The sequence below is a fragment of the Algihabitans albus genome, from assembly GCF_003572205.1.
GTDB classification, from domain to species: Bacteria; Pseudomonadota; Alphaproteobacteria; order Kiloniellales; family DSM-21159; genus Algihabitans; species Algihabitans albus.
The window spans coordinates 352,684-372,746 of sequence record NZ_QXNY01000005.1 but is presented as its reverse complement, the minus strand read 5'-3'; the positions used below and the strand labels follow the sequence as shown (position 1 = coordinate 372,746).

The following is a 20,063-nucleotide window of genomic DNA, read 5'->3' as shown; positions in this document are numbered from 1 at the left end:
GCGAACGCTTCGGCTTCCCATGCTCACGACAGCTCCGCTATCCGCTAGACCCACTGATCAGCGCCGCTGGCTCGCTTGATTGGCTCGGCCAAGTTCCTGGCGAGAGACAGCCAGGACTCTTTCACTTTCTCTTTTCCGATACGGCGGGTGATGCGATCGCAAGCGCGCGCCGCATCGTCCAGCGCTTCCTTCGGTGCCTTTTCGCCCGTCATGCAGGCGTGCACTTCCTTGTCGAGCGCGTCCTGATACTCGAACCCGCCCGGCAGGCAGAAGTCCGGTACGGTGTTGACGATGTTGTTGTAGAGGGTGTCGAGATATTCGGGCGAATAGGTGTCGACCAATCGTTGGGTCGGTGCCTTCATATGATTGACACGATAGGGGTCGGAGTATCCGCCGAGATAGGGGATGGCGTCGGATGAGACGGTCGGAGAGGTCATCCACTGGGCGTAGGCGTAAGCCAGCTCCGGATTGGCCGAGTAGCGAGATACGGCATAGCCATACCCCCAACAGAACAGTCCTGCGTAGAGCTGCGAGCCATCGCTCAGGGTATCGGACGGCATGACCGTCGCTGCGATCTTGCCCGTGGTGGCAGGCCCGGTCGAGGGAGCCTTCGAATATTTGAAGCCGGACGGCCAGACAATGTTCATGAAGCCGGCGCCACGACCGAAGGCATTGTAGTTGGACGACCAGGTGAAGCTGAAGGCATCCGGATGCAGGTAAGGGTTGATCGCCAGCATGTCCTCCAGCGCGGCCAACCCCTCGTCGGAGTTGAAGGTGGGATTCATGTCGCCGTCGAAGTAGAGACGGCCTTTGGACATGAGCCGCTGCATGAACATCCACTTCACGTAGTAGCGTGAACGATATTCCAGGCTGCCGAAGAAGTTGTTGTCCGGATCGTGCATGAACTTGGCGAGGTCGTGATACTCCGTCCAGGTCTTCGGCACGTCGAGCGGATAGCCATGGGCATCCGCGAAGGCCTTCATCTTGTCCGGGTCGGTCAGATGGTCGCTGCGGCACAGCAGCGTGATCTGATCGCCGTCATTCAGCAGACCGGCGACCCGCCCGTTGTAGAGCTGGGCATGGTGGCTCGCTGGAAAGACCACACCGTATTCTTCGTTGAAGAGCTCTGGGTTGTAGGTCTCGACCCAGTCGGTCAGGTCGTAGATCACGCCTGAGTCGATCCAGTCCGGATAGGACATCGCCGTCGGCATCATCACGTCGTAGCGACCGGTACGGGCGACGGCTTCCTGCATGCCCTTGGTGTGCACCACCTCGTCGGGTTCTTCGATGAACTCCAGATCGATGCCCAGCTCGTTCTTCCATTTGTCGACGTAGGGGGTCATGTTGCCGATAGACCCGGTGGGGATCAGCAGAGTCAGCGTCTTCTTCTCGGCCTTTGCCGCCATCTCCTGGGCGAGAGCCCAGGCACGTTCTTCGGGCCCGCCGATCGCCGCGTAGGCCTTGCGTGCGCCCAATGGCGACAGTGCCACGAAATTGGCGACGCCGGCGGATACGCCCAGCGCTGCCAGGCGATTCAGAAAGGTCCGGCGCGAAAGTCCGCCGGCATCGAAGTCCCCACACGCCGTGTCGATCTTCTTACGGTCCCTGTTCATCGTCTTTTCCTTCCCGGCCTGGCACGCAAGCTCCGTCGCGCGCGGCTTCTGCTCGACTGGACTCCATCGTTCTGGCCGCGCCCTTCGATGCGCCGTCAGACGGTTGCCTCAGCACTATGCAAGGAACGCTAACTGCGCCCGGTCATTGAGCAGAAGGACCATTATGGGATACAGAATGGAGCCAATTTGATGAATGGCTGGATGACAACACCTTGGCCAAATCGGGCTCCAGAGGGTCTTTCGCGACTGTCCACCTCGATCATGCGGGCGGCATTCCGGTGTATCGGCAGATCGTGGACCAACTGCGCGCAGACATCGCGGGCGGCCACCTGACGCCGGCGACCAGATTAGCCTCTACCAGAACGCTCGCTTCAGAATGGGGAGTTTCGCGCAATACGGTTTTACAGGTTTTCGAGATCCTAAAAGGCGAAGGCTATGTGGATTCACGGGTCGGCGACGGAACCTATGTGGCGAAGGAAATTCCCGAACAGCCGCCGACCAGGCCGGAAGCCGTCGCTCCCGGTATGGCATTCCAAAGCGGGCAGCGGGGATATCCGTTCAAGCGCCTGTCGCGGCGGGGCCGCTCCCTCATGGAGCAGTGTCCACCCGGTTTGACCGAACGTCCCGCCCCCTTCATGCCCGACGTTCCCGACCTTCGCGCCTTTCCCATTCGAACTTGGTTGCGACTGATGAGCGAGGTGTCGGGGCGCCTGACCGGCTCTTCGCTGGTTCAAGTCTCGAATGCCGGGTACGAGCCGCTGCGCGAAGCCATTGCCCATCATCTGCGGACAGCCCGTGGGCTGAATTGTGTGGCTGCCCAAGTGATAGTGACGAGTGGATCGCAACAGGGACTGGATCTCGTGACGCGCATGTTGCTCGATCGCGGCGACCCGGTTTGGATAGAGGAGCCAGGGTACATCGGCATACGCGCCTCCTTGCTCGCCAACGGCTGTCACGTGCTGCCGGTCCCGATTGACGACGACGGTCTGGATGTGGCCCAGGCCCGCGATCGCTTCGCCACGCCGCGGCTGATCTGCGTATCTCCCGCACGGCAGTATCCGCTCGGAGCGACAATGTCGCCGGAACGGAGGCAAGCACTCGTTGAAGTTTCACACGGCACCGGAGCCTGGATTCTCGAAGACGACTACGATTCGGAAACACGATACGCGGGGCATCTGTTACCAGCACTGCAAAGTCTCGACCGCTCCGGCCGCGTGATTCATATGGGTACTTTCTCGAAGACCTTGCTACCGTCGTTTCGGCTCGGCTTCCTTCTCGTTCCGATGGATATCGCCGAGGACTTCGCCAAGGCGCGCGCCGTGATCGACCGCCATGCTCCGATCATGGAGCAGATGGTCCTGGCCGAGTTCATGCATCGAGGTCTGTACGCCGCCCACTTGCGCCGTATGCGGGCGCTCTATCGAGACCGGCAACAAGCGATGATTTCGGTTCTTCGCCGGATCGTGGGTTATCGGCCACCCGCCTACGAGATGACTGGCGGCATGCACTTGGTGGTTCCGCTGCGCAACGGCGCCGACGACGTCGAGGTTGCCAGAGATCTTTGGAACAAAGAGATCATCGCGCGTCCGCTGTCGATGTACTACGCAGGACGTGCGAAGCGACCCGGCCTGCTATTGGGCTTCGCCGCCTATCCTGTCGAAGCGATTGAAGACGCAGGCCGCCGTTTGGCACAGTTGCGGGGACTCGCCTCAGATACGGAGTGAGACGCAGTTTAGCGGCACCACTCACGTCTTGGCTCATTGGTCAGGGCTGTCAGGGCCGTGCGACCGGTACATCCGCCCAGATTGGATCGTTACCGCTTTCACCCCCAGAGCCGCATCCTTAAAGAAAGCGTGTTAGAGGATGGGGCGCGCCAAACGCGGTGTCCGGCAACTGAGAAACTCGGGATCGTACGGCTGATCGCGCCATCGCCGTGCCGATCATGAACAGGCTGAAATTGTCGAAACAGTAGCAACCGATGAACCTCCGCCAATTGGAAGCCTTTCGTATGGCCATGCTGCATGGGTCCATCACGCGTGCCGCCAAAGCCATGCGGCTGTCGCAGCCGGCCGTTACCAAACTGATCGCGGCCCTGGAGCAGGAGGTCGGGTTTCGGCTATTCGACCGTGCCCCGGGCGGTGTGATCCCGACGCCGGAAGCGATAGCCTTTCACGAGGAACTAGAACGCTCCTACCTCGGGCTGCAGCGCCTCGCGCAGTCGGCTCGCGAGATCCGCGACCTGCGCCGGGGACATGTGCGGATCGCCGCCATGCCTGCCCTCGCGACCGACCTGGTTCCATCGATCATCAGTCGCTTCTCGGCGACATATCCCGACATCCGAATCAGCCTCGACGTTCATACCTCGCCGCGAATCGCCGATCTTACCGCCGCAGCGGCTTTCGATTTCGGCTTCGCCCATCTGCCGAACCGACGCCCCGATCTGACGGTGGTGGCGAGCTACGAGATGGCCTGTGTCGTAGCGATGCCGCCGGGTCATCCGTTGGCGGCTCGCAAGATGATTCGTCCGCAGGACCTGGACGGCGTGGCGATGGTCGCGCTCAGCCATCACACCGTTACGGCCCGGCATGTCGACCAGATGTTCATCGACGCCGACGTAACTCCGCAGATCCGAGGAGAGTGCCAGCCCAGCTTCGCCGCCTGCGCCCTGGTCGCCCGAGGAGTCGGTATCTCCATCGTCGATCCCCTGACCCCGGCCATGTTCGGCGAGGACACCCTTTCCGTCCGACCGCTAGATCCCCTCATCCCCTTTCATTTCCGGTTGATCCGGCCGGCCGGACTGCCCCAGTCGCGCGCCGCCGCCGCAGTGATGGACGACGCTATCGCCACCGTCGAGGCCTCCCCTTTGATAGAGCGAACAGGACGAGAGCGGCGCGACACCTCCTGAGTCCGCGACAGGCCCAGAATCGCTGACCCAGAAGCGCAGACTCAGAAACGTCGCTCGATCCGCCACGGAGGGCATTCCAATTGGTTATGGAGTGATCGAAATTAGATATTTGGTGTCATACCCTCTGGCGGCCTAGTCTTGCGTCGAGACCGCCCGCATTGCCGGAGAGAGGAAAGGCGTCATGGCCCACCGCAGACCGATCGGATCCTTCGTCGCCCTTGTCACACCGATGAACCTAGACGGTTCGGTGGATTACGAGGGCTTCCGCAGCCTTCTCTCCTGGCACGCGGAGCACGGAACCTCGGCCGTCCTGATCATGGGCTCGACCGGCGAGGTCTCGATGCTAGCGGCGGAGGAACGGCACAGCATCATCCGCGAGACGGTCAGGATGCGTCCCTCCGGCATGCTGCTCTACTATGGCTGCACCGGTCAAAATACCGCGCAGACAATCGACTATGTGCGCTTTGCGGCGGCGGAAGGTGCCGACGGCGCCATCATTGCTGCGCCCGCTTACATCTGCGCAGCCAACGCCGATATCGTCGCCTACGTTCTGGAGGTTTGCGATGCCGTCGATCTGCCGATCGGCTTCTACAACAACCCTCCGCGCGTAAAGACGGACTTGCACTGGAACGATCTGCTGCAGATCGCCAAGCATCCGAACATGGTCGTTCTGAAGGAGAGCACGACGCGCGTCGGCCAGGTCGCGCAGATCTGCGCGGCGGAGCCCGACATGGCAATCATGTGCTGCTGTTCGCCTAATCTTGGACTGGTCATCCCGACCATGGCGCTCGGTGGGCACGGCACCGCCAACATGACCGGCAATCTGATCCCCGAGGAGATGGCGGTGATCTCCAAGCCTTGGGAGACCGGAGACGACGCTTTCGCCTGCCGCGAAGCCTGGCTGCGTAATCTGCCGATCCTGCACTTCGCCTACTCCGCCATCAATCCCGTCGCGGTCAAGAGCCTGATGCGGGCAGTTGGATTACCTGCCGGCCCCTTGCGCAAACCGCTGCGTCCGCTCGACCCTGCGGCACTTCAAGTCGGCCTCGACGCCTTTGCAGCCTTGGATCTGGACCGCAAGTACGGCTTCAAGCTCGCCCCGGCAGCTGCCGCAGAGTAACCGGTTGGTAGAGGGCGGGAGGGGGATGGCTGAGGAGATCGAGCGCGTCGTTCTGATCACAGGTGCAGCCAGCGGCATCGGGGCGGCAACGGCCCGGTCGATCGCAGCGCCGAAGACGGCACTTCTGCTGACCACCCGCAGCAACTGCGAAGGGCTCGAGCGCACCGCAACGGCGGTGCGGGAGGCGGGCGCAACCGTCGCAACTCAGCTTGGCGACCTGACGGACATCGACGTACCCGCCGCCTTGGTGGCGCTCGCCCGCGCGCGCTTCGGCCGCCTGGACCAGATCGTGTCTAACGCCGGGCGTGCGGCCAAGACCGAGTTCGGCGACTTCGACGCCGCCGACGTCGCAGAGTCCATCGCTGTAAATACACTGCCCTTCGTCGCCTTGGTGAACAGTGCCCTCCCCGACCTCCGCGCCTCGACCTGGGGCCGGGTGTTGGCCATCAGTTCCTTCGTCGCCAACGATATCGGCATCGAGGGGACGATCTTCCCCACCACGGCGGCCGGCAAGGGTGCGCTGGAAGCGCTAGCCAAGACGTTGGCCTTCCAGCTCGCGCCGAGCGGTGTGACGGTGAATTGCGTCGCGCCCGGCTACACGCGCAAAGAGGGCGGCCACGCAGCGCTCGGGCCGGCAGCGTGGGAAGCGGCGGCGAGAGCCACGCCGAGCGGTCGGATCGCCGATCCGGATGACATCGCCGCCGCCGTCGCCTTCCTGCTGTCACGGCCGGCCCGCCACATCACCGGCCAGGTGTTACGCGTCGACGGGGGACTTTCGCTGCTATGACATCGGCCCACACTTCGCCGGGCACAGTGGTGTTGGAACCGCGCGTGCAGGTCGCTCCGGGTCGCTCGATCGCCTGTGACGTTGCGGGCACCGGGGCACCGATCATGTTGCTCCACGGCATCGGAGGAGCACGTGCGCAATGGCGCCCTCAGCTCACCGCGCTGGCCTCGGGCTTCAGGGCGATCGCCCCGGACGCGCGCGGCTACGGAGACAGCGACGGCCCGCCGGTTGTCCGCTTCCGAGACTTCGCCGACGATCTCTTCGCCTTGATGGATGCCTTCGGCTTCGACAAGGTCAACGCCGTGGGGCACTCGATGGGGGGGCGCATTCTGCTGGAAGCCTGCGCTATCGCTCCGGATCGCTTCACCGGGTTGGTCCTGTCCGGCACGCAGCCAGCCTACTTGGCACACATGAGCCAGGCCGAACGGCAGGCTTACATCGACGCGCGCCACGGTCTGTTCGACGGTGAGAGCGTGCGCAGCGACCGCGTACAAGGGATTGTCGAAAGCTTGCTGCACCCAACGGCGAGTCCGGCCGCGCGTGCGCAGATGAGCGAGAGCCTAAGCGGTCTGAAACGCCTGCCCTACCTCGCGGCCCTGACCGCCTCTGCCGGAATGGATCGGCGCGACCTGCTCGCCAACCTGACAATGCCGGTTCTGGTCGTCGGCGGCGACAGCGATGCCGTCTGCCCGCCTGCGGTTACGGAGGCTCTGGCCGCCGCAGTGGGCCAGGGGCCGGCCCAAATTCTTAAGGACGTCGGACATATGCCGAACCTGGAAGCCCCGGACCGCTTCACAAAGCTGGTCCTAGAGTTTTTCAAGGGTGCTTCGGAGTCCGCCCGAGGTTCGAGAAGGAGGTTCGTTCGATGAGCCAGCTTGCGGCCCTCACGGCCAGCGAGATGACATCCGGCTATCGAGCGGGCCGCTTCAGCCCGGTCGAAGTACTGGCAGCCGTCCAGGCTCGGGCCGATGCGATTCAGCCGACGCTGAACGCCTTTTGCCGCTTCGACCGAGAAGGCGCGCTGGCGACCGCTCGCCTGTCCGAGGCCCGCTGGCGGAATGGAACGTCACTCGGCCTGTTGGACGGTGTACCGGTCAGTGTAAAGGACATGATTCTCACTCGGGGCATGGCCACCTTGAAAGGGTCCAGGACCGTCGATCCCTCGGGACCGTGGGATGAGGACGCACCGGCCGTCGCTCGCCTGCGCGCGGCAGGTGCGGTCATCTTTAGCAAGACGACGACCACCGAGTTCGGCGGCAGCCCCTTCTCATCCAGTCCGCTGACCGGCAACACGGTCGGCCCCTGGAACACCGGCTACGGCTGCGCCGGCTCGAGCATGGGCGCAGCAGCACAGTTGGCCGCAGGTGCCGGACCGCTGGCGCTGGCGAACGATGCGGCCGGTTCGATCCGGATGCCCGCGAGTTTCGGTGGCTGCTTCGGACTCAAACCGACCTACGGACTTGTCGCCAACTACCCACCGAGCGCGGCCGGCAGTCTCGGCCATGTGGGTCCGATGAGTTGGTCGGTGGCAGACGCGGCCGCGATGCTTGTAGTAATCGCGGGTCCCGATGTGCGAGACGGCGACGCGCTGCCACGGCAGGAGACCGCACTGGCCTTTCAGCCGGAGATGGCCTTAAGGAAGCTCAAGATCGCCTATTCGCCCAGCCTCGGTATACGCGACCCGGAGCCCGAAGTTGCGAGGTTGGTCGACGCGGCAGTCCAACGTTTCGCCGAACTCGGAGCACAGGTCGAGGAGGCGACGCCGGAACTGCCGGACCTCTTCGGCGCCTACGACATTCTTCGCCTCTGCAATCGTGCGGCAGGGGTCGGCAAGCTTTCAGCCGATCAGCGCGCTCAGCTCGACCCCGTGGTCGCGCGGGTCGTCGAAATGGCCGAGGACTATGACGTCAACGACTACGTCTGGGCGCAGTCGGTCCGAACTGCGCTGAAAGCTTCGATGCTACGGTTCCATGAGCGCTACGACTTGCTGCTGACGCCGACGATGGCGGTCCTGCCGCATCCGACCGGGATCAGCCAAAGCCCGAAGGATCTCCACTGGTACCAGATGAACAGCGAGATCTGGTCCCCTTACACCTTCATCTTCAACATGACTCAGCAGCCGGCAGCCAGCATTCCCTGCGGCCTGACCGGCCCGGACTCCCGAGCTGCGCCGGGCCTGCCAGTTGGCCTGCAGATCGCAGCAGCCCCCTTTCGCGACGACCTGGTCTTGAGCGCCGCTGCAGCCTTTCAGGCAGTATCGGACTTCGTCCGGCCTACCTTCGACCCGCAAGAGGCCGCTGCCCAGTGATGCGCCGCAAGCGCTACCGAGCGCAGACACCAACCGGAATGTAGACAGCATCGAATAGGAACGGCCCGAGCGAACAGGGTCGGCCAAACCTACGAAGCGAACAGAGGAGAGCAAGAAATGAAGAGAGTTCTCGCGACCGCAGCGATCAGTGCGCTGACGCTCGGTGTCCTAACGCTGGGTGGCGACGCGGTGAAAGCCGGACCGGATGACAACTCACTGACCATCGGGCTGGGTGAGGAGTTCCCAAATCTCAACGGCTACCTCAATACGGCGCGGGATGGCGTGGTGATGACCCGCCACCTTTTCGATACGCTGATCTGGCGCAATCCCGAAACCTTCGAATATGAGCCGTTGCTCGCGACAAGCTGGCGTCAGATCGATGAGCGGTCCTGGGAGTTCGATCTGCGCGACGGCGTAACCTTCCACGATGGCTCCGAGTTCTCCGCCGAGGATGTCACCTTCACCCTAAACCGTTACGCGGACCCGGAGGCCGGCGCACGCTCACAGGCCTCGGTCGGCTGGATCGAGCGTGTCGAGGCCGTCGATGCACGCACGGTTCGCATTGTCTCGAAGGAGCCGTTCCCTGCAGCCCTGGAGTTCATTGCCGGCTCGCTGCCGATCTATCCCTCGGACGCCTACCAGGCTGCCGGTCCCGACGCCTTCGGCCAGTCGCCGATCGGCACCGGTCCCTATGCACTCACCGCCGTGGAGGGAGGGACTTATACGCTGACCCGGAACCCCGCCTACTTCGCCGACGGCGGCAAGGGCACACCTTCGATCGAGGTGCTGCGGGTGCGGACGATTCCCGACAGCGCAACAAGAATCGCCGAACTGATTGGCGGCGGCATCGACTGGACCTGGAACATGCCCAGCGACCAGATCGAGCAGCTCTCGGACATCCCTGGCGTCACCGCCGTTCTGGGATCGACCATGCGGATCGCGATGGTCGCGCTAGATGCGGCAGGACGAACCAGCGAAGGCAATCCGCTGACCGACGTTCGGGTTCGACAGGCGATCAACCATGCCATCGACCGCGAGACCATAGTGACCAATCTGGTCGGCGGCGACGGGCGGACGATCAATGCCCCCTGCTACCCCCGGCAGTTCGGTTGCGACGAGTCGGCCGCGGTCGTCTACGACTACGATCCGGAGAAAGCCAAGGCGCTGTTGGCCGAGGCCGGCTTTTCCGAGGGCTTTACGGTGGAGATGGCGTCCTACCGCGACAGGGCACGGGCGGAAGCGGTACAAGCCTACCTGGCAGTGATCGGCATCACCGCAAATCTCGAGATGCTACAGGCTCGGGCCTCCTTCTCCGCCTGGCGGGAAGGTCAGATCGGTATGTGGTACGGCGACTGGGGCTCTTTCTCCATTGCCGACGCTTCCGCCTCGATGGGCAATTTCTTCAACGGCGGTACGAACGACGGCGCACGCGACGAGGAGATCATGGCGCTGATCGCGGAGGCCAACGTCTCCGTCGATCCCGAGACGCGAAAGCAGAGCTACGCCGAGGCGATCACCCTTGCCAGCGAGCGTGCCTACTGGGTGCCGATGCATACCATCGTGATGGGCTACGCCTACAAAAGCGATCTCGATTTCACGCCGCACGTGGACGAGTTACCGCGTTTCTTCTCCGCCTCTTGGAAATAATCTCTTGAACGGCGTGCGGGCCGTGCCGAACAGGCCGGCCACCGTCGTGCCTGCCCCGAGCGGGCGACTTGGAGACTCGTGACAGCATGTGGGCCGTGATCGTCCGTCGCCTCGTGGTTGCCGCACTGGTCGCGCTGGCGGTCTCCGTCATGACCTTCTGCCTGTCGCATGTTGCGATCGACCCGGCGCTGGCGCTGGCCGGCGACAGCGCGACCGACCTGGACATCGAGACAATCCGCGAGCGCCATGGATTCGATCGCCCGGTCGTCGTGCAATATGCCGACTATCTCGTGCGCCTGTTGCAGCTCGACTTCGGCACATCTTACCTGACCAACCGACCGGTACTGGAGATGGTCGCCGAACGCTTGCCCGCGACGGCGCTACTCGCCGTACTATCGATTGCCTTCGCACTCGCTTTGGCCATTCCGCTCGGCGTCGCGGCGGCACTGCGACCCAACTCGATCATCGACCGTTTCGCTCTTTTCCTGGCTGTTGCCGGACAGTCGATCCCCAACTTCTGGGCCGGCCTGCTGCTCATTCTGCTGTTCGGCGTTCAACTGCGCTGGCTACCCATCTCGGGCAGCGATACGCTGGCCCATTTCGTGCTGCCGATGATCGCCCTCGGCTCCTACGCCACGCCGGCTCTGATGCGGCTGACGCGCGCAGGCATGCTCGACGTGCTGAGCTCGGACTACATTCGAACAGCCCGCGCCATGGGTTTAAGCCAGGGTTCGATCCTGTTTCGCTGGGGCTTGCGAAACGCCCTGCTTCCCGTCATTTCGCTCACCGCCGTCCAGTTCGGCTTCATGCTGGGAGGTTCGATCATTATCGAGTCGGTCTTCGCCATCCAGGGCATCGGTTACCTCGCCTGGCAATCCATGAGCCGGGCGGACATGCCGGTGATCCAGGCCATCGTGCTGATGATCTCGATGTTCTATATCGCCCTGACGCTGCTGGCCGATCTCCTGAACGCCTGGACCGACCCGCGGCTGAGGACGCCGACATGAGCCTAGTGCCGCCGCCGCTCGAACGCGTAGGTCCCATCGCCCGGCGGCCCTACGCGGAGTTCGCCCTCGCCGCGCTGCGGCATCGCGGGTTCCTGATCGGCGGTACGATCCTGCTGGTTTTCGCCTTGCTCGCGTTGCTCGCGCCGCTGCTGAGTCCCTTCGATCCCTATCTGCCCGACGTCGCCAACCGCCTGCGACCGCCCTTCTGGCATGCGGACAGTCTCGCCAGCCATATCCTGGGCACCGATCAGCTTGGCCGCGACTATCTGACCCGACTGCTTTACGGCGGTCAGATTTCCTTGCTGATCGGTATGGTTTCGGTGGCGATTTCGGGGACTATAGGAATCACGCTCGGCCTGGTCGCCGGCTACTTCGGCGGCCGGGTCGACGCGGTCATCAGCTTCATCATCACAACGCGCCTGTCCATGCCGCTGGTCCTCGTCGCTCTGGCCGTGGTCGCCATCGCCGGTGGGTCCTTGACAACGGTGATTCTGGTGATCGGGCTGTTGCTCTGGGACCAGTTCGCCGTGGTGGCCCGCAGCGCGACCCAACAGGCCCGCAGCGCGGACTACGTGCGCGCGGCGCGCGCGATCGGCTGCTCGCTGCCGCATATTCTCTTCCGGGAAATCCTACCCAACATCGCGCCGCCGCTGATCGTCGTCGCCACGGTCGAGATGGCCAGCGCCATCCTGCTGGAGGCCGCACTCTCGTTCCTCGGGCTGGGCGTGCAAGCGCCGCTCCCCTCCTGGGGACTGATGCTCTCCGAAGCGAAGACCTTCATGTTCTTCGATCCTTGGCTGATCACCCTGCCGGGGCTCTGCCTGTTCCTGCTGACCATGGCGATCAATCTGCTGGGCGACGGCCTGCGCGACGTGACCCGGAGAGGGGGAGCGTGAGCCGGCTTCTCGACCTCGCCGGTCTGCGGGTCACGCTGCCGACCGCAGACGGACCACTGGAGGCCGTGCGCGGGGTCGATCTCTGGGTCGAGCGCGGCGAAACGCTCTGTCTGGTCGGAGAATCCGGCTGCGGCAAGTCCATGACCGCTTTGAGCCTGCTCCGTCTGCTCCCGCCTCGGGCTCATTGGTCGGTGGATCGCTACGCCTTCGACGGACGCGACCTCCTGGCCGACCGGGGCGCATCCGTCGAAGCTTTGCGCGGGGCGCATATCGGAATGGTCTTTCAAGACCCGATGACTGCCCTCAATCCGACCTTTCGCATCGGCGACCAGCTCAGCGCCGTCTACCGTCGACACCGCGGCGGCGACCGACGAACGGCGCGCAATCGTGCAGTCGAACTGCTTGAAAGGGTCGGGATCAGCAACGCGCCGCTGCGTCTTCGACAGTATCCTCACGAACTGTCGGGCGGCTTGCGGCAGCGGGTGATGATCGCCATGGCGGTGCTGTGTATGCCAGCGCTGATCGTTGCGGACGAGCCCACTACCGCGCTCGACGTGACGATCCAGATTCAGATTCTGGCGCTACTGAAAGACTTGCAGAGCGAGTTCGGCATCGGCGTCATTCTGATCAGTCACGATCTCGGCGTGGTCTCCCGCGTCGCCGACCGAATCGCCGTGATGTATGCGGGCCAGGTTGTGGAAACCGGCGGTGCTCGGACCATTCTAGGCAGCCCGCGTCATCCCTACACGCGCGGCCTGCTCGACAGCGTGCCGAGGCCCGATCCGGCACAGCGGGGCCAGCCGCTCGGCACGATCCCCGGAACGGTGCCGTCCTTGGTGGCGCCGCCCAAGGCCTGCGCCTTCTCCAGCCGCTGTTCGCGCGTCCAGCCGGACTGCGAAACCTCGGTCCCGGCGCTTCTGCAACTGCCGGCCGACAGCGGCGACCGCTGGCTCCGTTGTCTCAACCCGCTTGCGGCAGGCGACGGCGCATGACCGCCGAACCGCTCCCCTCCCCGGTTCCGCTATTGGATGCTCGCAGCATCGAAAAACGCTATCGCGTTTCGCGGGGGCTGCTGCGTGGGAAAAAGACGCTGCACGCGCTGGCCGGAGTCGACCTGACCATTCCAAAGGGCGGCATCCTGGGTCTGGTCGGCGAGAGCGGCTCGGGCAAGAGCACGCTGGCCCGACTGCTGCTCGGCCTAGAGGCGCCCAGCGCAGGCCTCATTCGCCTCGAGGGCCGCCCCCTGGCCGCGATCGACCGTAAGTCGCTGGCACGCCGCATACAGCCAGTATTTCAGGACCCCTTCAGCTCGCTCAATCCTGCTCAGCGCATTGGCGACATCATCGAGCTACCGCTGAAGGTCCATCGCATCGGCGATGCATCAGACCGCGCCAGGCGGTTAGCGCAGCTGCTGGATCAGGTCGGCCTGCCCTCACGTGCCGCTGCAGCCTTTCCCCGCGAGCTGTCCGGCGGGCAGCGCCAAAGAGCGGCGATCGCACGCGCTTTGGCGATCGCCCCGGAGCTTCTGATCTGCGACGAACCGACTTCGGCACTGGACGTCTCCGTCCAGGCACAGATTCTCAACTTGCTTGCCGACCTGCGTCGAGAAACCGGTGTCGCCATGCTCTTTATCAGCCACGACCTTGCCGTCGTAGAGCACATGACAGACAGAGTGGCGGTGCTCTACCTCGGTCGCATCGTCGAGGCAGGACCGACCGATGCGGTTTTCCACGCCCCCAAGCACCCCTATGCGCAAGCCCTGCGATCTGCGGTGCTCGTACCGCAAGAGGGCGGGGGACTACCTGAACTGGGACTTGGAACGAGCTTCCCCAACCCACTCGACCCGCCCAGCGGATGCCGCTTTCACACGCGCTGCCCGCTCGCGGAACCGCGGTGCGCACGTGAGGCGCCGCTGCCGCGCCATGGCGACGACCGCTCGGTGGAGTGCCATCTGGCGCAGCTCTGAAGGATCCCAGCACTGTCGTGCTTCAGGGATCGAGGGTCACGTTGACGTTCTTGCATTGGGTGAAAGAAAGCAGCTCTTCCAACCCTTCCTCGCGACCGATGCCGGACTGCTTGTAACCGCCGAAGTTGGCGCCGATGAAATGCTGACTGACGTTGTTGATCCAGATATAGCCGGCTCCGCCCGCCAGGCTACCGCTGGTGCAAAGACCAACCCTTCACTAACATTGCTACTGGACCACCTCGTGGGGGCCGCTCACGGGTGATCAGCAAGGCGGTCTGGCGCAGCGCCGCAGAAATCTCGAGCAACTGTTCACCGAGCAGTAAGCGAGTCTGCTCGTCGAGCGCGGCGAAAGGTTCGTCCAGCAGCAGGATGCGCGGCTCGAAGGCCAGCGTGCGCGCGATGGCGGCGCGCTGGCGCATGCCGCCGGATAGCTGGCGCGGATAGCTCCGCTCGAAGCCCTGCAGCCCGACCAGCTCGATGAAGCGCTGCGCCTTCTCGTAGCGCTCCGTCCTGGGCGTTCCGGCCACCTCCAGCGAGAAGGCCACGTTGTCCAAAATCGTGCGCCAGGGGAAGGCGCTCTCTTGCTGAAACACCATGCCGATATCGTGGTGGGAGCCGTCGACCGGCTTGCCGTACACCATCACCCGCCCGCTGCTGGCCGTCTCCAGGCCGCCGATGATGTTGAACAGGGTGGACTTGCCGCAGCCGCTCGGCCCGATCACGGAGACGAATTCGCCTTCGCCGAGGCTCGAAGCTCGTGTCCGCCAGGGCCTCTAGAGGCGAGCCTTCGACGGTTTCGAAGATCTTGGAAACACCTTCGATGCCGAGGACGGCTGCGTCGGTCACGGCGTCGACGTCATATCGACGTTCTTCTGCAGCATGGGGGCGAACCAACAAGCCGCATCTTCGGGCCTGGTCACGATCGCATACCTCCCTTTCAGCGCCTGCCAAAGCGGCGACCTTCTCTCGAGGCTTCCACGCCAATGTCGGAGAGCATTCAGCCGGCCCGGCGGACCGCGCCACAAGCTTTTAGCTATAGCAGCTAAACTGTTGGCGACAGTGTTATTACTCGAACCTGGAGAGGGCGTGGCTCACCCTTCTGAAATCCCACCATGAGATGGCGGTACCCATCGAGAGACAGGATGGACCGTGAGAAAAAGCCGATTTTCGGAGGTGCGGATCATCGGGACGATCCGCGAGCAAGATGCCGGGGCGAAGACCGCTGAGAGAAGACTACGGAAACCTCCCGCAGGCACGGCATCTCAAATGCGACCTTCTACAAGTACAAGACCCGGTTCGGCGGCGTAGAGGCTGTGGACGCCAGAGGCGAAGAACGCAAAGCTGAAGCGTCTCCTGGCGGAGACGATGCTGGACAACGCGGCGCTACGAGCCAGTCGGATGGGCAACCCCTTGGCATCGACAACCGCGTGGATTTTCGTTGTCAGTCCACCGCATGAGCGGCCTGTGCGGTTGCTCTCGCATGTCCTGGTGCGGCTTGCATGCTGATGCACCCTTACAATGGACGTGTCGAGCGTTTGGACATCTGCGCTACGACTATCAGTCATGGCCGCGAGGATGTTGTCCCAGATGCCCGCCTTGCGTCAGCGATTGAACCGGTTGTAGCAGGTTGGATGCTGGCCGCAGATATCGCCACAGCGCTCCTGATTGCAAGACCCAGAAGATGCTGTTCAACACACGCCGGTCGTCAACGCGAGGAACAGCGTGAGACTTGTTTGGCAGAACAGGTTGGATGACTGATCATTCAGAATCGGTGAGTTCATAGCGCATGATTCGAAGCCCCTGCGAGTTTGAATCACGATCGAGCTGTGTCCGGCAACGAGCCCGCCAAACGTCTGGTTTTGGATGCCTTTTCACCGTCAATTTGACAGATTGGAAAACGTGAAAAATGATCCAAGGTGGACTCATTCACCACAACGACGGTGCCGCTTTGCTACTGCATCATGGTAAGGACACGTCGTTTCGTCATGGTAAGCCCTAAGGTGGCCGCCACAGTGAAGTGCCTACGCATCTACGCCACGCCGGATGGGGAATCGCATTTTGATGAGGTCGAGATACCGACCAAAAAGGTGTCGGTCCACCCCGAGGCCATACCGTTCGATGTTACCGCCAGTTATCCGGCATCGCGCGTCCGCTTTACCCGCATCCCGGCGGGTATGCGCCAGGTCGATTGGCACACAGTGCCTGATCGAGTGCTGACAGTGAGACTAGATGGCTCAGTAGAGTACGAGACGAGTGACGGTGAAGTCCGGAAGGTTGCTGCGGGCGAATTTGTTCTCATCGAAGACACACATGGTAAAGGCCATCTTTCGCGTCACTCGCCAGACTCTCAACTCGTTCTTTGGATTTCTCTGTCGAACGGTTTGGATGAACCGCTGTAGTCATGATGTGGGTGCGATTGTCGTATTGTGCGCAGCAGGAACTTGTCTTCGATCACATGTGCTGGAATTCCTTCAGCCCCGAGCGGAGAGTCGGTAGATATGAAAATTCTAATTGTGAACATCTATGGAGGTCCGTTTATGGCTAACCTAGGAAGTCTGCAGGCCGACCCGATTGAGTCTGGTTTCGGGTGCAAGGCGGACCTTCCTCGCCTGTGCCTCATCGGGTCACGTTTATGAATACAGAGCTCAGGAAAATGGACACCTCGAAATACCGTTTGGCTTGGGACGCGTTGGCATAACTCCCTGGCGCTGCAGTGCGGTCGCCTCTCTTGGAGTAGCCAGAGTTTCATCCGGACCCCCTAAATCCGAATAGTACTTTCGCAAAGCCTCGTGACAGCTGACCGCTCCCCTTGCACACACGGTCCGAGATCGGCGTGGAGGAGCGGTCGCAGATTACCCGCGCATTCTGGTCGTCGGCGTGACGATCCCTGCGCCGCACCGCGAAGGCGACCAGCGCGACCGCCATGCCCATGTCCCGACCACGACCCGGCACCTGGAGTCGGAGGGGTTCACAGACAAAACGCGCATGCTCGACGTTGCGAAGACCGACGGCATCGAGATCGAGCAGATGCCCGGAGTCTGTGCCGAGTCGCAGAACGCCGTACTGAGCGGGCAGACGTAGTGGCGCGCGTCGATCGTCGATTTCCGGAGGCGCAGTACGAAGTCCCCGTTCTTGAGGCAACGGGCTCAGAGCCGAGGGAGTCGACCGCGATCCGCGCGCGGCTGGAAGCGGCGCGGGATCGGGCGCATTCTCGCGGAGCATGTCGCCGGGCGCTGGCCGTTGCCGCGTTGGGTGATCCCGACACCGCTCGCCATCCTCGCCTGCCCCTTCGCGGGCGTGCCGCTACCTTTCGCCCGGCGCAACCTTGGTTATCCGCTCGCGTTCTCTTCGGAACGGGCACGCGAGGGCCTCGGACTCGCGCTGCGCCCTGTGGAGACGACCCTGGCCGAGCACTTCGACCAGCTGGTGGAGCAGAGAGCCTTCGACCGCGCCTGACGTGCAGGGATCCGGTCAGCACTTGAGGTCGGGTAGCCGCTCGTTGTGGGTGCCGAAGCACTGAGGCGTCGCCGAACGCCCCGCCCGGCCCCAGGCGGGGCGCCCTTTGACACCGACCCGCCTTCGTTCTCTTCATCGCCCCCTTTGAAGAAGCCATTCGCGTTACGGCTCCATACTGTCCGATGGGCGGGACCTTGCCGACGCTGGTCGGCTTGGTCCCAATGGCCGCTTTGGGGTCGACTACAGCGAAGAACCCAGTTTCATAAAAGGAAAATGCTGTGCAACCTCTAGGCAGCAGGTTGCACAGAGCTGTGAGGTTGCGCCCTATCCCATTTTCTCATGCGTTTTGTGGAAACAGAATGCGGGCCGTGTCGGCGTCAAACTCCTGCTTGAGGCCAAAATCCCGCGCCTTGAGAGCCATGGCCCGCGTCGCCGCGGGTCGCGCTGAAATCGTCTCAAAAAGCGCACTGACCTTTGGGAAATCGGACAATCCTTCGGCCAGCGCATAAGCCGCATAGCTCATCCACCCCCAGGCGGCCATGTCCGCAATGCTGTAGTCGTCACCGCCCAAAAACGGCACTTCGTTCAGGCGCCGCTCCATGACTTCGTAGTGACGGATGACTTCTTTGCGATACCGGTTCTTTGCGTAGGGCAGGTCCTCGGGTGCCATACGCCAGAAGTGAACGGCTTGTCCCGAGAACGGGGACAACCCCGTCGCCACGAAAAAGAGCCAACTGAGCGTTGCCGCGCGGCCTCTATCGGCTTTGGGGATGAACTGGCCGTGCTTGTCCGCCAGATGGAGAAGGATCGCATTCGAATCGAAGACGATTGTTTCATCGTCGACGATTACCGGCACCTTGGCATTCGGGTTCAGACTACGAAACGCCGGATCGTGCTGTGCGCCACGGAACGTGTCGACTGGTACGACATCGTAATCGAGCCCGATTTCCTCTAGCAGCAGCGCGACCTTCATCGGATTGGGCGAAGGATGGAAGTGAAAGACGAGATCGCCCATCACTCCGCCACCAGGGTAACGCTGTAAACGTCGTAGGGGTGGAATTCCGGCGAGGACATCGCGAACGCCTGCGCAAGGTCGGGCAGTTGCCCTTCGCCAAGGGCTGCGACCACCGCCTCGACCGACGCGACATCGTCCCATTGCGCGTAGTTCACGACATAGCTGTCGTCGCGGCTGATATGGACGCTGGCAGTCTGAAAGCCGGGCATCCTGCTGGCATCATCTTCCATGGCGATGGTCAGTTGCCGGGCCAGCTGTTCGAGCGTGACGCCTTCGTTCGGGGTCATCACATTCATGAACGTGACGTGATCACCTCCCGCAGCGATCGTTACCTCCTGGGCCGCTGCCGGGAAGGCAAAGGCGATGGTGAGCGCAGCCGCGGCTGCGGCTACGGCTGCGGTGGCTTTGATCCGATAGGTCATTCTGAGGTCCTTCCGACGCGATTTTCCGGGACTGGCATCGCGATAGATTTTAATGTATTGATGACTACAGAAAAAAGTCAAGGAATACTGTTTTTATGACTACAAAAAAAGAAACCCGAGGCCGGAAACGGAAGTTTGACCTTGACGTCGCGCTGGCCGAGGCACAGCGACAATTCCATCAGGATGGGTATGAAGGGGCCAAGCTGGGTGAGATCTGCGCCGCGCTCGGCATCACGCAGACCAGTCTCTATGCGGCTTACGGCAACAAGATCGGCCTCTATCGCAGCGTGGTGGACCGCTACGCGCACACCTCCGTCAGCTTCATCGGCGACGCCTTGGAAAGCGCTAAAACACCGGAGCAGGTTTGGACCGGAGTTCTGTTTGGAGCAGCCGAAACCTATGGCAAGCCTGGGGCGACCGGGTGCCTGGTGCTCGGCACAGATGTCGCCACCACGAACCGTCAGGCAAAGGAGATCCTCGCGGATCAGGTCGTAAAGACACAACGGGTGATCGAAGACCGCCTGCGCGCGCTTGGGGCGACGGATGCAGGCGGCGACGCTCGAACGATCATCATGATTCTGCGAGGTCTGTCCGGTGCCGCCCGCGCCGGCATAGGATCAGAAGACTTGCGACAGGATGTAGAGCGGCTTTTGTCCGCAGGCCCGATCAGATCTTCGGAATAAGTCAAAAGAGATCTTTGGCGTCACTGCGCAGCATCGGTCAGTTTAGGCTCGAAGCGGTTCTTCGCTGCGATCTTCCGCAACTGTAGCTAAGGCATCTTCTCATTGACAACAGGTGTTTATGGGACTCTCTCAGAAAGCCGCCAATTGTCTCCGGCGCTTCTGACTCATTCCCATTTCATTGTCGACAAGCTCATAACTACATTGAAATATAAAGAGAAAAACAAACTCCCAAAAGCGT

Annotated in this window: 20 protein-coding genes and 2 pseudogenes; 16 read left to right on the top strand and 6 right to left on the bottom strand. The window is 62.6% G+C overall.

What is annotated here, in order from left to right:
- Nucleotides 1-44 precede the first annotated feature (44 nt).
- Nucleotides 45-1,613 (bottom strand): ABC transporter substrate-binding protein, encoded by a 1,569-nt coding sequence (locus DBZ32_RS15785; protein ID WP_119168142.1) that lies wholly within the window; start codon nucleotides 1,611-1,613, stop codon nucleotides 45-47.
- Between the two features lie 212 nt (nucleotides 1,614-1,825).
- Between DBZ32_RS15785 and pdxR the strand changes: the two genes are divergently transcribed.
- The 11 genes from pdxR (at nucleotide 1,826) to DBZ32_RS15730 (ending at nucleotide 14,249) form a co-directional block, all read left to right on the top strand.
- Nucleotides 1,826-3,337, top strand: a complete 1,512-nt coding sequence (gene pdxR, locus DBZ32_RS15780; protein WP_119168141.1) for a MocR-like pyridoxine biosynthesis transcription factor PdxR — start codon at nucleotides 1,826-1,828, stop codon at nucleotides 3,335-3,337.
- A gap of 254 nt (nucleotides 3,338-3,591) precedes the next feature.
- Entirely contained in the window at nucleotides 3,592-4,518 is a 927-nt protein-coding gene (locus DBZ32_RS15775; RefSeq protein ID WP_119168140.1) for a LysR family transcriptional regulator, read from the top strand.
- Nucleotides 4,519-4,699: 181 nt separating this feature from the next.
- Nucleotides 4,700-5,638, top strand: coding sequence for a dihydrodipicolinate synthase family protein (locus DBZ32_RS15770; protein ID WP_119168139.1), 939 nt, complete (start codon nucleotides 4,700-4,702; stop codon nucleotides 5,636-5,638).
- A 25-nt stretch (nucleotides 5,639-5,663) separates the two neighbouring features.
- A complete protein-coding gene (locus tag DBZ32_RS15765; protein WP_119168138.1) occupies nucleotides 5,664-6,425 on the top strand; it encodes an SDR family NAD(P)-dependent oxidoreductase in 762 nt (253 codons plus the stop codon).
- On the top strand, nucleotides 6,422-7,294 hold the full coding sequence (locus DBZ32_RS15760) for an alpha/beta fold hydrolase (RefSeq protein ID WP_119168137.1): 873 nt from the start codon (nucleotides 6,422-6,424) through the stop codon (nucleotides 7,292-7,294). Before DBZ32_RS15765 ends, DBZ32_RS15760 begins: the two co-directional genes overlap by 4 nt.
- Nucleotides 7,291-8,733, top strand: coding sequence for an amidase (locus DBZ32_RS15755; protein ID WP_119168136.1), 1,443 nt, complete (start codon nucleotides 7,291-7,293; stop codon nucleotides 8,731-8,733). Before DBZ32_RS15760 ends, DBZ32_RS15755 begins: the two co-directional genes overlap by 4 nt.
- A 117-nt stretch (nucleotides 8,734-8,850) precedes the next feature.
- Nucleotides 8,851-10,380, top strand: coding sequence for an ABC transporter substrate-binding protein (locus DBZ32_RS15750; RefSeq protein WP_119168135.1), 1,530 nt, complete (start codon nucleotides 8,851-8,853; stop codon nucleotides 10,378-10,380).
- Nucleotides 10,381-10,466: 86 nt separating this feature from the next.
- Complete coding sequence (locus tag DBZ32_RS15745) at nucleotides 10,467-11,387, top strand: ABC transporter permease (protein ID WP_119168134.1); 921 nt, start codon at nucleotides 10,467-10,469, stop codon at nucleotides 11,385-11,387.
- Nucleotides 11,384-12,283 (top strand): ABC transporter permease, encoded by a 900-nt coding sequence (locus DBZ32_RS15740; protein ID WP_119168133.1) that lies wholly within the window; start codon nucleotides 11,384-11,386, stop codon nucleotides 12,281-12,283. The genes DBZ32_RS15745 and DBZ32_RS15740 overlap by 4 nt, the downstream gene beginning before the upstream one ends.
- A complete protein-coding gene (locus tag DBZ32_RS15735; RefSeq protein WP_119168132.1) occupies nucleotides 12,280-13,275 on the top strand; it encodes an ABC transporter ATP-binding protein in 996 nt (331 codons plus the stop codon). Before DBZ32_RS15740 ends, DBZ32_RS15735 begins: the two co-directional genes overlap by 4 nt.
- Entirely contained in the window at nucleotides 13,272-14,249 is a 978-nt protein-coding gene (locus DBZ32_RS15730; RefSeq protein ID WP_119168131.1) for an oligopeptide/dipeptide ABC transporter ATP-binding protein, read from the top strand. Before DBZ32_RS15735 ends, DBZ32_RS15730 begins: the two co-directional genes overlap by 4 nt.
- Before the next feature lie 22 nt (nucleotides 14,250-14,271).
- Here the strand turns inward: DBZ32_RS15730 and DBZ32_RS22535 are convergent, their stop codons facing one another.
- A complete protein-coding gene (locus DBZ32_RS22535) occupies nucleotides 14,272-14,415 on the bottom strand; it encodes an aldehyde dehydrogenase family protein (protein ID WP_407923502.1) in 144 nt (47 codons plus the stop codon).
- Between the two features lie 22 nt (nucleotides 14,416-14,437).
- Nucleotides 14,438-14,986: pseudogene (locus DBZ32_RS15720) on the bottom strand (ABC transporter ATP-binding protein); the annotation flags it as partial.
- Nucleotides 14,987-15,398: 412 nt separating this feature from the next.
- Between DBZ32_RS15720 and DBZ32_RS22530 the strand changes: the two are divergent.
- Nucleotides 15,399-15,638: pseudogene (locus DBZ32_RS22530) on the top strand (transposase); the annotation flags it as partial.
- Nucleotides 15,639-15,806: 168 nt separating this feature from the next.
- Here the strand turns inward: DBZ32_RS22530 and DBZ32_RS22860 are convergent.
- Nucleotides 15,807-16,001: a transposase gene (locus DBZ32_RS22860; protein WP_119168130.1), complete on the bottom strand. Its 195-nt coding sequence runs from the start codon at nucleotides 15,999-16,001 to the stop codon at nucleotides 15,807-15,809.
- Between the two features lie 164 nt (nucleotides 16,002-16,165).
- Between DBZ32_RS22860 and DBZ32_RS15710 the strand changes: the two genes are divergently transcribed.
- The 3 genes from DBZ32_RS15710 (at nucleotide 16,166) to DBZ32_RS22140 (ending at nucleotide 17,705) form a co-directional block, all read left to right on the top strand.
- Entirely contained in the window at nucleotides 16,166-16,648 is a 483-nt protein-coding gene (locus DBZ32_RS15710) for a cupin domain-containing protein (RefSeq protein ID WP_235830226.1), read from the top strand.
- Between the two features lie 478 nt (nucleotides 16,649-17,126).
- On the top strand, nucleotides 17,127-17,330 hold the full coding sequence (locus DBZ32_RS15705; protein WP_208539251.1) for a hypothetical protein: 204 nt from the start codon (nucleotides 17,127-17,129) through the stop codon (nucleotides 17,328-17,330).
- Between the two features lie 51 nt (nucleotides 17,331-17,381).
- On the top strand, nucleotides 17,382-17,705 hold the full coding sequence (locus DBZ32_RS22140) for a hypothetical protein (RefSeq protein ID WP_162906786.1): 324 nt from the start codon (nucleotides 17,382-17,384) through the stop codon (nucleotides 17,703-17,705).
- A gap of 337 nt (nucleotides 17,706-18,042) precedes the next feature.
- Here the strand turns inward: DBZ32_RS22140 and DBZ32_RS15695 are convergent, their stop codons facing one another.
- On the bottom strand, nucleotides 18,043-18,720 hold the full coding sequence (locus tag DBZ32_RS15695; protein WP_119168128.1) for a glutathione S-transferase family protein: 678 nt from the start codon (nucleotides 18,718-18,720) through the stop codon (nucleotides 18,043-18,045).
- Nucleotides 18,720-19,142 carry an antibiotic biosynthesis monooxygenase gene (locus DBZ32_RS15690; protein WP_119168127.1) on the bottom strand — a complete coding sequence of 141 codons (423 nt, stop codon included), beginning with the start codon at nucleotides 19,140-19,142 and terminating at the stop codon, nucleotides 18,720-18,722. The genes DBZ32_RS15695 and DBZ32_RS15690 overlap by 1 nt, the downstream gene beginning before the upstream one ends.
- A 95-nt stretch (nucleotides 19,143-19,237) precedes the next feature.
- Between DBZ32_RS15690 and DBZ32_RS15685 the strand changes: the two genes are divergently transcribed.
- Complete coding sequence (locus DBZ32_RS15685; RefSeq protein ID WP_119168126.1) at nucleotides 19,238-19,825, top strand: TetR/AcrR family transcriptional regulator; 588 nt, start codon at nucleotides 19,238-19,240, stop codon at nucleotides 19,823-19,825.
- Nucleotides 19,826-20,063: the final 238 nt, after the last annotated feature.

Coding starts and splice junctions, on each gene's coding strand:
- DBZ32_RS15785 (WP_119168142.1), bottom strand. CDS start 1,613: ATGAACAGGGACCGTAAGAAGATCGACACGGCGTGTGGGGACTTCGAT.
- DBZ32_RS15775 (WP_119168140.1), top strand. CDS start 3,592: ATGAACCTCCGCCAATTGGAAGCCTTTCGTATGGCCATGCTGCATGGG.
- DBZ32_RS15770 (WP_119168139.1), top strand. CDS start 4,700: ATGGCCCACCGCAGACCGATCGGATCCTTCGTCGCCCTTGTCACACCG.
- DBZ32_RS15765 (WP_119168138.1), top strand. CDS start 5,664: ATGGCTGAGGAGATCGAGCGCGTCGTTCTGATCACAGGTGCAGCCAGC.
- DBZ32_RS15760 (WP_119168137.1), top strand. CDS start 6,422: ATGACATCGGCCCACACTTCGCCGGGCACAGTGGTGTTGGAACCGCGC.
- DBZ32_RS15755 (WP_119168136.1), top strand. CDS start 7,291: ATGAGCCAGCTTGCGGCCCTCACGGCCAGCGAGATGACATCCGGCTAT.
- DBZ32_RS15750 (WP_119168135.1), top strand. CDS start 8,851: ATGAAGAGAGTTCTCGCGACCGCAGCGATCAGTGCGCTGACGCTCGGT.
- DBZ32_RS15745 (WP_119168134.1), top strand. CDS start 10,467: ATGTGGGCCGTGATCGTCCGTCGCCTCGTGGTTGCCGCACTGGTCGCG.
- DBZ32_RS15740 (WP_119168133.1), top strand. CDS start 11,384: ATGAGCCTAGTGCCGCCGCCGCTCGAACGCGTAGGTCCCATCGCCCGG.
- DBZ32_RS15730 (WP_119168131.1), top strand. CDS start 13,272: ATGACCGCCGAACCGCTCCCCTCCCCGGTTCCGCTATTGGATGCTCGC.
- DBZ32_RS15695 (WP_119168128.1), bottom strand. CDS start 18,720: ATGGGCGATCTCGTCTTTCACTTCCATCCTTCGCCCAATCCGATGAAG.
- DBZ32_RS15690 (WP_119168127.1), bottom strand. CDS start 19,142: ATGACCTATCGGATCAAAGCCACCGCAGCCGTAGCCGCAGCCGCGGCT.
- DBZ32_RS15685 (WP_119168126.1), top strand. CDS start 19,238: ATGACTACAAAAAAAGAAACCCGAGGCCGGAAACGGAAGTTTGACCTT.